Here is a 12,215-nt window from a genome sequence, read left to right as displayed (position 1 = left end):
GATGAAGCAGAAATCCGGACTGGGCAAAGCGCCCGCAGAACAAGTGCTAAAAGATATCCGGCGGCAGACGCGTCGGCAGTATTCGGCGGAAGAGAAGATCCGTATCGTGCTGGAAGGACTGCGCGGCGAGGAGAACATCTCCGAGCTGTGCCGCCGTGAAGGCATTGCCGCCTCGATGTATTACGGTTGGTCGAAGAAGTTTCTGGAGGCCGGCAAACGCCGCCTGGCGGGTGACACGGCCCGCTCCGCCACGTCCGGTGAGGTGAAAGACCTTCGCCGCGAAGCCTCCGAATTGAAGGAGGTGGTGGCCGACCTGACCCTGGAGAACCGCCTGCTCAAAAAAAGCATGAACGGGGCTGGGGAGGACGAGGCATGAGGTATCCAGCATCCGAGAAATCCGAAATAATCGCGCTGGTCGAGCAATCGCACTTGCCTGCCAGGCGCACGTTGGAAAAGCTCGGCGTCTCGCGAGCCACCTTTTATAGATGGTACGATCGCTATCGCGAGGGTGGCATCGAGGCGTTGGCCGATCACCGCTCCAAGCCGGACCGGGTCTGGAATCGCATCCCGGACGATGTCCGCGGTCAGATCGTCGATCTGGCACTGGAACACCCCGAGTTGTCGCCGCGAGAGCTGGCGGTGCGCTTCACCGACGAGAGAAAATACTTTGTCTCCGAGGCTTCGGTCTATCGGCTGCTGAAGGCGCACGACCTGATCACCAGTCCCGCCTATGTGGTGATCAAGGCGGCTAATGAGTTCAAGGACAAGACCACGGCGATCAACCAGCTCTGGCAGACCGACTTCACCTACCTCAAGATCACTGGCTGGGGCTGGTATTATCTATCGACGGTGCTCGACGACTTCTCTCGTTACATTGTGGCCTGGAGGCTGGGCCCAACCATGTGCGTCTCCGACGTCACGGCCACGCTCGATCAGGCGCTTGCCGCCTCAGGCTTGGACCACGTCAATATAAAGCAGCGGCCACGGCTTCTGAGCGACAACGGATCAAGTTACGTCGCGGAAGATCTGGCCACCTGGCTCAGGGCAAGGACATGCAGCATGTGCGCGGTGCGCCGTATCATCCCCAGACCCAAGGCAAGATCGAGCGCTGGCATCAGACCTTGAAGAACCGCATCCTGCTCGAGAATTACTATTTACCGAGGGACCTCGAACGTCAGGTCAGCGGCTTCGTCGAACACTACAACCATCACCGCTATCATGAGAGCATCGACAACCTCACGCCTGCGGATGTTTACTTCGGCCGAGCCGAAACCATCCTGACTGAGCGTGCGCGCATCAAACGTGAAACCATTGCAAACCGCCGCTTGCAGCATCGATTACAAGCCGCTTAAACTTTAACCCTAGATGAGCCAGATCCTCACTTCTCGAAATGCCTGAGCGGTCTCAAATTATCTGACGACGAACACGCAAGACGGCCCCCGTCGGATGCGTACGCTTGGCCTCGCCATTCGTGAAAAACTCAAACATGCCCGCGCCAATAGGATCGGCGCATCCGACGACGATCCGCGGGTTGCATGTCTTGAGATATGAACTGATCCCGGTCAACGTACCTCCGCTGCCAACAGCGCAGATAAAGCCGTCCAAGTTTCCCTCAGTCTGCTGCCAGATTTCCGGACCGGTCGATTCGTAATGGGCTTTCGGATTGTCCAAGTTATTCCATTGATCAGCGTAGACGACACCGTTTGGCTCAGTTTTCCGAAGGTTTTCGACAAGTCGTCTCGCGACGTGCTGGTAATTGTTAGGATCTGAGAACGGCACAGCAGGGACTTCGACCAGACGCGCCCCGAACAGACGGAGCATGTCTTTCTTCTCCCGGCTTTGCGTCTCCGGAATCACGATGATGGTTCTATACCTCCTCGCGCTTGCGACAACGGCCAGCCCAATTCCCGTATTTCCGGCGGTTGCTTCAACGACGAGCCGGCCTGGCTTCAAGTCTCCGCGCTTCTCCGCCTCAAGTATGATCCACTTGCCAGCACGGTCCTTGACCGATTGCCCCGGATTCATGAACTCGGCTTTACCGAAAATGGAGCAACCGGTCAGTTCTGATGCTCGCTTGAGCCGAATGAGGTGAGTATTGCCGATCGCATCGACTGCGTTGGAGTATTTCTTCATCGTCGTCCGTGTCTTTCGTCGAAACCTAGTATTGCCCGATGCCACGGGTAAGTTTTGCCAGGAAGCATCACTCTACTCGCCCTGCTCCGCCATTGGCGGCATGGCAAAGGGCATCCTCAAGCCGATCGTCCCCCCAAAACATCTCGCCGCCGACAAAGAACATTGGCGCGCCGAAGATGCCGCACCGCTGCGCCTCGTCGGTTTGAGAACGAAGCTTTTGCTTCACCGGTTCGGATTGAGCGTCTTCGATGAGGCCTGCGGGCAATCCGAGTGACCCAAGTAACCTGGTCATCTCGTCGAGATCGCTGATGTCACGATCATCGACGAAGTTGAGCTCAAACACCCGCCTGCAAAACCGTTCCATCCAATCAGCCCCGAGCGCCAGAACCGCTATACGCGCGGCCAAGACACTCGATCTGGGAAATGCGCTCGGTTGCGACCACGGCGCGAGACCGTATTTACTGCAGCGGCGAGCCATACCTTTCCAGACATAGGCTCCCTTTTCCTTTTGCAAGACGAACGGTGACGTCTCCATTCCCAGAGATCGGAATATTGGGCCGAGGAGAAACGGCTTCCAGTCGATCACGACGCTCTGGGCTCTTGCAAGATCGCCGATACGAGCGGCGCTAAGATAACTATAGTTGCTCGCAAAATCGAACCAGAACTCTATCCTTGACGTGCCAGACTGAAACCGTTCCATCACGGCAGGCCTCATCGCATGAATGTACAGGTGGCCACGCACGAAACGTGTTGTTGCATCGCTTCCGGAGAGATCGAAATTCGTCCAACATATCGATCATGGCATTCGACAACCGAGCATGTGACGAGTGCGGGAGCGTCCGGCAACTCGTCGAAGAAGTCCATCCTGATACTGCTCGCCAACGCTCTCTCGTGAAAGCGATCTTGTGCAAGAAGCGCGGCGCGCATCGCAAGGTCCACAAGCGACATCAATATCGGCCTGCTCTTACGCCTGTCACTGAGATCAACCCGCGACGAAACCAGTAATGCGGCCGATTTTTCCGAGAGGCTAACAGGCTTTATCCCGGCGCAATCCGCGCAGAACTGAGGACTCGCGATAAGTTCGTCAAATGCTGCGGAAAGTGAAAATTCGGCCATGTCACAAACCTCCAGTGTCCCGGTGTAGTCACGTCATCTGCGGTCACTTGATCAGTGCAACCGCCTCGCGAAAACGAGGGTGCTCCGCCGTCTGGAGCCATTCAAAGACAACCATCTCGGTCGTCACTATATCCGCGCCTTTGGAAGCCATACGCAGGATGGCCGTCTCTTTGCTTTCGGATTGCCTAGCGCCGAGAGCGTCGCGGACGACCGAGACGCTTCGTCCGTGGTCAATCATGCCGAGGACGGTCTGTTGGACGCAGACATGAGCCTCACAGCCAGCAACCACCACTGTGCGGTCTTGAGGAACGAGGTCGAGAAAACCCGCCTCGCGGGCAGCATCAAAATACTGCTTGTGGAACAGGCGTCCTCGTCCTGTATCGAGTTCCGGCACCGTAGCACCCAGCCCTTTTGCATTCTGCTCGGTAAAGATCGCCGGAACGCCCAGAAGCTGCGCCGCGTCCAGGAGGCGCCCAGCATTCTTAACGGCGGTTTCGCCCTGATGGATAGCGGGCATCAGGCGGCTTTGGAAATCAACAATGATGAGGGTTGAATTCGCCACGTCGAGCGTAAGCATGTGCATTCATCCTTCGGTCAGAAGCGCGATCTTGTCCTTGACGAAGCGTTCCATCAACTCCGACGCGGACGCATTGAACATCCGAATTCGCCCGGTATGCAGAAGCAGCAACAAGCCCGTGGCATGGGCGAAACAGTCCACCATCAGCAGGTTCGCCTTGTGCTTCGACGACCCGAGTTGCTCCGCCGACTGTGCGATGGGGAGAAGAGCAGTCTCCAAGGAAGAGTTCAGCGCTGCGTCACGGTCCGGCCCAAGGCCAGCAGGCTTCATACCGCCCCGGAAGAGGTAAAATCCGAGATCAAGATCTCTCGGGTTCTCTGCGTAGAACGTGAAGAACGCCATAGCGGCGGCAAAAAGCCGTTGCTTAGGAGCTCGTGTCGCCGCCACCGCCACATCGACCGCTTGGCCAAGTGACTCAAGAGATGCTTGGAGTACCTCTGCGTAGATCGATTCCTTGGAATCAAAATGAAAATACAACGCCGCAGGCGTGTAACCGGCCCTGTTGGCGATGGCGCGAACGCTCGCGCCCTCAAGTCCCTCTTCCGCAAAGACCGCCCTCGCCGCGTCGAGGATCAGCAGTCGCTTGTGAACGCTTACCGACTTCTTTCGATTTTCTCGCTGCTCTGCCATTCGGCCCAGTCCAACCTTGACATAACTTTGCCACTCGTGGCTAATCTAACATAGTTCGATCATTTGAACATAGCGAAGGGTTTCGATCGCTTGGCGATTTTCAGCCCCACGATCGGATTTTTCTCCGAAACGAACATGCCCTCTGAGGCAGCAAAAAAGCCAGTGGTGAGGACGATGAGCGACTACGCTGATACTTACAGCGCCTGGAAGGCCGATCCTATGGGATTTTGGATGGCCGCCGCGCGGGACGTCGAATGGTTCTCCCCGCCTACGTCTCCGTTTTTTTCGTCCATTAAGCCCTACGGTCGCTGGTTCAGCGATGGCGTCTGCAACACCTGTTTCAACGCGGTAGACCGTCACGTCGCCGCAGGGCGCGGCAATCAGGCCGCAATTATCTACGACAGCCCGGTTTCAGGAACCAAGCGGACCATTTCCTATTCGGAACTCCTGCGAGAGGTCCAGGCATGCGCCGTAATGTTGGAAAAGCTGAGAGTCAGGCGTGGCGACCGTGTGCTGATCTACATGCCGATGGTGCCGGAGGCACTCTTCGGGATGCTCGCCTGCGCCCGTATTGGCGCAATCCATTCGGTCGTATTCGGAGGTTTTGCTCCGCGTGAACTGGCTACGCGAATAGATGATGCCAAGCCGAGCGTCATCCTATCGGCGTCCTGCGGCATCGAAACCAACCGTGTTATCGCCTACAAGCCGCTCCTCGACGAAGCAATCAACCTCGCCTCCCACAAGCCGTCGGCATGTGTCATTCTTCAACGGAAGCAGGCACATGCCGAAATGCTCCCCGAACGTGACCACGATTGGGAAACCAGCGCGTTGCGCGCGGGAATCGACATCAAAAACGGGCGGCCCGCCGAATGTGCTCGATTGGCTGCAACCGACCCATTGTACATTCTCTACACTTCCGGAACGACGGGGAAACCCAAGGGCGTCGTGCGCGACAACGGCGGACACATGGTGGCCATGCGATGGACCATGTCGGCTATCTACGGCATGAAAGCAGGCGACGTCTTTTGGGCGGCGTCTGACGTGGGCTGGGTCGTCGGACACAGCTACATCACCTATGCGCCGCTGATCACGGGTTGCACGACAATCCTTTACGAAGGAAAACCAGTAGGCACACCGGATGCTGGTGCCTTCTGGCGCGTCATTGCAGAACACAAGGTGCAGGTTTTGTTCACCGCACCGACCGCGGTACGCGCAATTCGTAAAGAGGACGCCGAGGCCAAACTGCTTAAAGACTACGATCTCTCGCATTTCCGCGCACTGTTCCTGGCCGGAGAGCGTGCCGATACAGACACCGTTCGTTGGGCTGAACAAGTTCTTGAAGTCCCGGTCATTGACCATTGGTGGCAGACCGAGACTGGATGGTCGATTGCCGCAAATCCTCTCGGACTTGGGTTGCTCCCTACAAAGCACGGTTCATCTAGCCTTCCGATGCCCGGTTATGATGTTGAGGTTCTCGGAGAGGACGGTAAGGCCGTCGGTCAGGATGAGATGGGTTCAATCGCGCTTCGTCTGCCCCTTCCGCCTGGCGCTGCAGTGACGCTTTGGAATGCTAACGAGAGATTTGAAGCCAGCTATCTATCCTCATTTCCCGGTTTCTACGACACCGCGGATGCGGGCTATCTCGACGCGGATGGCTATATCTGGATTCTCGGCCGGACCGACGATGTCATCAATGTTGCGGGGCACCGCCTCTCGACCGGAGCAATGGAGGAGGTCGTCGCGTCACACCAGGCAGTCGCAGAATGCGCCGTCGTCGGTGCCAAGGACGATCTCAAAGGGGAACTGCCCTGCGTTTTCGTCGTCCTCAAGAACGACGTTCGCGCAGATCACGATGCGATACGCGGGGAAATCGTCGGTCTTGTTCGGTCGCAGATTGGAGCCGTTGCAGCTCTGAAGCGGGTTCTGATCGTGGATCGACTTCCCAAGACCCGATCAGGCAAAATCCTGCGTTCGACCATCAAGCGCGTACTCGACGGCGAAGAATACGCCGTTCCCGCGACAATCGAGGATCCGACGGCGATCGTCGAGGTCGAAGGCGTGATCAACGCGAAGCTATGAGCTTCGCGTTGATCATCAGATGGGCATTGGAAGCGGTTTGTCTGGGAGCGCGTGGGTAACAAGAGGTGACGACCGGTGTCCGAGAAACACCGGTCGATTGGCGTGACTGAACATCAAAGGCAACACTTCTGAAGCGCTGATCCTGCCATACCAGCCGGAACGACATTCACGCTCCCCGAGATGCGCGACCTCATCGGCTCGAACGGTCGGCCCCACCAGCAAAAATGGCGTTGCGTCGGCTGTGTGCAGCACGCCGCCCGATGACGGCGTTGCATGGTCTCCCGTGACGGCAACGATCGCGCGGTCGGCGAGCGCATCAAGCCCTTTCAGACCATCATCGAGCGCCTCGATGACCTTCCTCTTCTCGTGAGGCCGACGGGCATGGCCCGCCTCATCCGTCGCCTTGGTATGAACGTGGACGAAACGCGCGCCCCTCGCGATCAAGCGTCTCGCAATCTCAACACGCTTGAGCATATCCTGAGCGTGATCCTTCATCGGGGCTTGGTGTTCTGCTTGCATATCAAGGATACGTGCCAGCCCGCGATACATCCTTGAATCCGTTACGGCCGCTCCAGCCACTCCGCAACGCTGTTCGAATGTCGGTATACGCCGCCTCGTCCCGGACCACTTGGTGGTCAGAACATTCAGTGCAGGCTTGTCGAGAGCTTCCCGCGCCTTATTAACGTCGCTCGCAATGAATTTTTCGCGTGCGGCCGTCAGAAACCCATTCAAATGATCGGCGAACGCCTCCGTATCGGAAGAAGTCGCCCTGACCTTCAGCCATGGATGGAAGGTCTCGAAGAACGGATCGGAGTCGGTGACCTCGCCATGCGAGAAATCAGGAAACGTCAGCAATGCCTCTCCGCGGCCCATCGGGCGTAGCTGGGCACCGAAACTCCTTAGAAGAGGCTGCAACTCGGTAAAAAGCGTTCTCGCGTCAGCCTCGTCTTCTTCCGTGCGCGCGGTTCTGCCGAAAATCCTCAGCTCGTTGCCGACAACTTCCGACGTCCTCACGCAGGCGAATGTCGTCGCCACGTCGAGAGGGATCTCAATGTCGGCGCCGAGACCTTCAAGCACGGCGCGTCCAGGGAACGGGACGTCGCCGAAACCAAACATCGCCCAATGCGCTCGCTCGGAAGCTGGCGCGGGACCCCAGCCAAACGGAACATGCCAGCCCGTAGCGCCCCGTCTCGTCAGTCTGTCGAGGGTGGGAGTAACCGCGGCCTCCGAGGGAGTAAGTCCGTCGTGCTCCAAAAGCCCGCGATCGCCCAAACCATCCAAGATCACCAAAACTGACGGCAGACGGTCATCAACGGAACGAGGTTGATCTTCGCCGTAGCCCAGATGCTTCATACCCGATCTCCCCACGGAGTTTCTCGAAGGAACTTCTCAATAAGGTTCACTGTCCCCGGCGCCACTAGCGTCCGCCAAGAACCACCCTCGCCAGCTATTTCGAGCCGAATGTCGCTTGCAGAAAGACGGGACTGGTTATCCCCTTCCATCAGTTCCACCTTGTAGCCAGCCTGCTTGAGGATGTCGGCCTTCTGCCTCTCCCAATCGCTGTAGGCGCGAACGAAATGCGTAGCTGCCCTTGGAACATACTCATGCCAGTGACTCGCTCTCGTTAGATCGAACGGCACGATCATGGACGGGTGTTGCATGCCCGCCGTTTCAAGCGCAGCCGTAATCAATCGCGCACGCTCATGAAAGGTGAATGGGTTTGCAGATTGAGTGTGTCGATGCGCTGACGTCTGTTCGGCATGCCGAGCACCGACGTCGGGATTTGTGATTGCAACGATCAAATAGTCCGATTTCTGCAACGCGATCGAGAACAGGTCCATGTGCTGATGATGCAATGGCTGGAAGCGACCGGTCACACAAGCAAAGCGGTTCACTGACCACCTCCAGAAACGACGACGGATCCTGCAGGTCCACTATGAAGGAATTCTCCAATGATCTCGGCGTCACCGTCACCCGCTGCGTGCAAATCCGAAAGGACTTGGTCGGCGGCATTCGCGGGGACCGCGAGCAACAGGCCACCGGATGTCTGGGCGTCGGCAAAGAGCAATTGATCGACTTTGTCGAGGTCGCCGGGATCGAACCAGCCCGAATCAAGAGCGGCTTCCAAGGTACGGCGACTGCCACTCGGTCCGTACCCTGCTTCCACAAGCTCTCGAACGCCGCGCAAAAACGGCCTGGCCGAACGGGACAGTCGTGCCGACAGACCTGCGGCCTTGGCCATTTCATGAAGATGGCCAATTATGCCGTAGCCCGTAACATCGGTACCGCCTTGCAAGCCGTGGCGCCCTGCGACAGTCGCGGCGCTTGCGTTCGGTCGGGTCATGATGGCGATAGCGTCGTTGACCAAAGGATTGGGCGCCGCTCCCTTCTTGATGGCCGTAGCCACCACCCCAACACCTGCCCGCTTGGTCAGGATTAGCTTATCGCCGGGACATCCCCCTCCTTTGACCAACATACGCTTCGGATCCACCTCACCGATTGCGACCAAGCCGTACTTTGGCACCGGGTCCACGATGCTGTGACCGCCGACGATGACCGCTCCACAATCCTGAGCAGCCTTTGCACCGCCTGACAGAACCTGCCGCAGCACCTCTTCCGGAAGTTCTGTCGGCCAACACAAGATGTTCAATGCAAACAGCGGGCGTCCGCCCATGGCGTAGACGTCCGAAATCGCGTTGGTCGCCGCTATCCGCCCCCAATCGAAAGCGTCGTTCACGACCGGCGTCAGAAAGTCGGTCGTAACGATAAGGGCTCGCTCCTCATCGATCTGATAGACCGCCGCATCGTCGGGTGGCGAAAGACCGACGATGAGGTTTTCGCCAACGCGAGAAGTCCCGCCGATGTTCTGCAGCATTGACAGAACCTGACCGAGCGCCGCCTGCGGAAGTTTGCACGCGCAACCACCCGCAGGCGAGAAATCGGTCAGAGGCCTCAATGCGGAGCTCACGGATTATGCCGCCTTGCTAGGCCGAAGACGGCCACGGGCAATGGCATTCAACTGAATTTCAGACGCGCCTGCGGGAATTCGCAGGTTGCGCGCGATCCGGAACAGTTTCTCCTCCGGCAATCCCTTGGTGAGGCCTTTTGCTCCGTGAACCTGGATGGCGTGATCAGTCAACCGGAAGAACGCCTCGTCATTGATCAGCTTGATCAAGCTAATGATGCGAGGAACGTCGCGATGCAACGGAATGTTGAAGGCTCCGAGTTGATCGACCTCTTCCTGCGCAATAAGCGACGTCGAACGGGCCTGATAGAATTCAGCATCCATTCGAGCAATGAGGTGTTGAACCGCTTGCAACTGCGCCAAGGTGTTGCCGCCCGACTTGCGTTCGTTGGCATACGCGGTCGCCCGGTCGATGAGCCAGGACCCCCATCCCGAACACATGCCTCCGCGGCAAAGACGGCGCCAGTTGATCCACGACATCGCAAGGGCGAAACCGTCGCCGATCTGACCGACGATATTTTCCTTTGGAACGCGTACGTTTTCGAAAATAAGCTGACCGGTCAGGCCATCGTCGAGCATAGTCGGCTGGTCCGCACCTCGCTGAAAGCCGGGCGTCTTGGCATCGACAATGAACATCGACATAGACTTCGTACCCGCCCCCGGGTCAGTGATAGCCGTGACTTGGTAGAAGTCCGCAAAATGGGAGTTGGTTATCCACGCCTTGCGGCCGTTGATAATCCAATCCGAGCCATCGCGTTTCGCGTGGGTCTCCATTCCGAGCACGTCGCTGCCGACGTTCGGTTCCGTGTTGGCAAACGCCGTGCTGAGTTCGCCGCGCATCAAGGGTGCGAGGTATTGATCCCGCAGTTCCTTGGATATGTGTTCGATTGCCGGGTTCGGCCCCTCGGTCCAACCGAGCGCCGCCAGACCAAGTCCCAAGCCGCTGTATCGATAAACGTGCTCCTCGACATAGTGCATCTCGACACGGCTGAAACCGCCGCCGCCTAGCGCTGTGGACACGTGCGGCGCATAGAACCCCTGCGGTCCAGCGCGACGCTGGACTTCCCGTCGGGCCTCCCACACCGCCGGATGCATACGGCCTCTGTCATCGAGATGAGGCTGCCAAGCCGTACCTACATTCTGGCGAGCCAACTCTTCCTCCAGCGGGAAAACATGCTCCTCCAAAAACTTGTCGAAGCGGGAGGTGTAGTCGCGAACTCGCGACGTCGGCGCGATAGAACCGCTCTGAGGACCTTCACCCATGGCCATAGTTTCAAGACTCCCTGTGGAAATTTGACTCACCGTTTGAAAATTCTTACACCATTCAAATCTCGCATTCAAGGGACCTTCCCTGTTGACCAAGGGTAAAAAGCCGGACCACTGATACGCTAGAGTTTGACGGTAGGCGGATCCAGAAACCGGAGCAGAAAGCATATTGGGAGACGCTATGACGACCTCTGTCGCAGGAACTTCTACGGACCGTTACGCAACTCACGTCGTATTGAACCAAGCCAAACCGGCAGCCAACTTCAATGCCTTCTCTGGCGACGTCGTGCTCCGAACCGCAATTCAGCGAGAGGCACCTTGGGCCGCAGATCGTTGCGAGGCCCTCGGAGCCTTAGCGGGCGATGAGGACGTCCAAGAACTCGCCCGGTTGGCGAACCGACATCTTCCCGAACTCAAAACGCACGATCGGTTCGGCAATCGCATCGACTGGGTCGAGTTTCATCCAAGTTGGCACCAGTTGATGTCGCTTGCATGGAAGCACGAGGTTCCAAATCTCGCTTGGCGGACAAATCAGAAGAACGGCCACTACGCGCGTGCGGTGCTCTCCTACGTCTGGAACCAGGTTGAGTCCGGAACGGCCTGCCCGACGGGCATGGCTTACGCCTCCTATGCGGGTTTCGAGGCCGAACCTGCCCTTGGAATTTGGGCAGAGAAATCGAAGGGCACCGAATACGAGTTCAGCCGCCGTGAGGTGGCAGATAAGCCGTCAGTGGTCATCGGCTATGCCATGACCGAGAAGCAAGGTGGTTCTGATCTCCGAGAAACGCAGACCGTTGCACGGTTCTCGCACTTAGAAGATTACCATGGGAAAACGGCACACTGGTACGAACTCACCGGTCACAAGTGGTTTTGCTCGGTCCCGCAGTCCGACGGCTTCTTCACTCTCGGTAAGGTCAATGGCGAAGTCACCTGTTTCTTCCTTCCGCGAACACTCCCGGATGGAAGCTTCAACCGGTTCTTCGTTCAACGACTGAAAGATAAGGCTGGCAATAAGTCCAACGCATCGAGCGAAGTGGAGTATGCAGGCACGCTGGCTATCCGGGTGGGTGAAGAGGGCCGCGGGCTTCGCGAGATCTTGTCCCACGCGCGCCTGGCGCGTCTGGACTTCGCAATTGGTTCGGACGAGCTTCATAACCGGGATCTAGTGCTCACTAAGTCCGCCGGTTACGCAAATCTGCGCAGCAGATCGGTCCGGATTTTGCAAAATTCTGCTTACTGCCGACCTTAGACATCATTTCTCACGGGCTGCCGCCCTACCACACAGCAGAACAAATCGTGACCGCCCAGGCTTGGATTGCCTCGCCTTTCGGGGTGAGCAGCAGCGATAGTTTATGAAATCGCCCACCAAATGTCGGCTTCTATATACATACGTTTTCGTATGTATATATGTCTTGTGTCGCCGAACGTCTCAACTGGCAAGGTCCGAGC

Annotated in this window: 10 protein-coding genes and 2 pseudogenes; 3 read left to right on the top strand and 9 right to left on the bottom strand. The window is 57.6% G+C overall.

Annotation, left to right across the window (positions count from 1 at the left end; genetic code table 11):
- Nucleotide 1 precedes the first annotated feature (1 nt).
- Nucleotides 2-1,352: pseudogene (locus tag AC1RLZ_RS20690) on the top strand (IS3 family transposase).
- Nucleotides 1,353-1,449: 97 nt separating this feature from the next.
- Here the strand turns inward: AC1RLZ_RS20690 and AC1RLZ_RS20685 are convergent.
- The 5 genes and pseudogenes from AC1RLZ_RS20685 to AC1RLZ_RS20665 form a co-directional block, all read right to left on the bottom strand.
- A pseudogene (locus AC1RLZ_RS20685) lies at nt 1,450-2,133 on the bottom strand (pyridoxal-phosphate dependent enzyme); the annotation flags it as partial.
- Nucleotides 2,134-2,200: 67 nt separating this feature from the next.
- Nucleotides 2,201-2,833, bottom strand: coding sequence for a 2-hydroxychromene-2-carboxylate isomerase (locus AC1RLZ_RS20680; RefSeq protein WP_493190162.1), 633 nt, complete (start codon nt 2,831-2,833; stop codon nt 2,201-2,203).
- A gap of 11 nt (nt 2,834-2,844) precedes the next feature.
- On the bottom strand, nt 2,845-3,249 hold the full coding sequence (locus AC1RLZ_RS20675; RefSeq protein ID WP_493190161.1) for a hypothetical protein: 405 nt from the start codon (nt 3,247-3,249) through the stop codon (nt 2,845-2,847).
- A gap of 43 nt (nt 3,250-3,292) precedes the next feature.
- Nucleotides 3,293-3,826, bottom strand: coding sequence for an isochorismatase family protein (locus AC1RLZ_RS20670; RefSeq protein WP_493190160.1), 534 nt, complete (start codon nt 3,824-3,826; stop codon nt 3,293-3,295).
- Between the two features lie 6 nt (nt 3,827-3,832).
- On the bottom strand, nt 3,833-4,456 hold the full coding sequence (locus tag AC1RLZ_RS20665) for a TetR family transcriptional regulator (RefSeq protein WP_493190159.1): 624 nt from the start codon (nt 4,454-4,456) through the stop codon (nt 3,833-3,835).
- Between the two features lie 174 nt (nt 4,457-4,630).
- Here AC1RLZ_RS20665 and AC1RLZ_RS20660 point away from each other — a divergent pair, with 174 nt between their 5' ends.
- Nucleotides 4,631-6,535: an AMP-binding protein gene (locus AC1RLZ_RS20660; protein WP_493190158.1), complete on the top strand. Its 1,905-nt coding sequence runs from the start codon at nt 4,631-4,633 to the stop codon at nt 6,533-6,535.
- Nucleotides 6,536-6,550: 15 nt separating this feature from the next.
- Here the strand turns inward: AC1RLZ_RS20660 and AC1RLZ_RS20655 are convergent, their stop codons facing one another.
- Genes AC1RLZ_RS20655 through AC1RLZ_RS20640 form a run of 4 tightly spaced genes read right to left on the bottom strand, consistent with a single transcriptional unit; the run spans nt 6,551 to nt 10,769 of the window.
- Entirely contained in the window at nt 6,551-7,888 is a 1,338-nt protein-coding gene (locus tag AC1RLZ_RS20655) for an alkaline phosphatase family protein (protein WP_493190157.1), read from the bottom strand.
- Nucleotides 7,885-8,430, bottom strand: a complete 546-nt coding sequence (locus tag AC1RLZ_RS20650; protein WP_493190156.1) for a hypothetical protein — start codon at nt 8,428-8,430, stop codon at nt 7,885-7,887. Before AC1RLZ_RS20650 ends, AC1RLZ_RS20655 begins: the two co-directional genes overlap by 4 nt.
- On the bottom strand, nt 8,427-9,503 hold the full coding sequence (selD, locus tag AC1RLZ_RS20645; RefSeq protein ID WP_493190155.1) for a selenide, water dikinase SelD: 1,077 nt from the start codon (nt 9,501-9,503) through the stop codon (nt 8,427-8,429). The genes AC1RLZ_RS20650 and selD overlap by 4 nt, the downstream gene beginning before the upstream one ends.
- Before the next feature lie 3 nt (nt 9,504-9,506).
- A complete protein-coding gene (locus AC1RLZ_RS20640; protein ID WP_493190154.1) occupies nt 9,507-10,769 on the bottom strand; it encodes an acyl-CoA dehydrogenase family protein in 1,263 nt (420 codons plus the stop codon).
- A 178-nt stretch (nt 10,770-10,947) separates the two neighbouring features.
- Between AC1RLZ_RS20640 and AC1RLZ_RS20635 the strand changes: the two genes are divergently transcribed.
- Nucleotides 10,948-12,015 carry an acyl-CoA dehydrogenase family protein gene (locus AC1RLZ_RS20635; protein ID WP_493190153.1) on the top strand — a complete coding sequence of 356 codons (1,068 nt, stop codon included), beginning with the start codon at nt 10,948-10,950 and terminating at the stop codon, nt 12,013-12,015.
- Nucleotides 12,016-12,215 lie beyond the last annotated feature (200 nt).

Source organism: Tardiphaga sp. GW822-FHT04G09 (assembly GCF_058800725.1).
The sequence above is the reverse complement of the archived record's forward strand: the minus strand, read 5'-3'. Positions and strand labels throughout refer to the sequence as shown.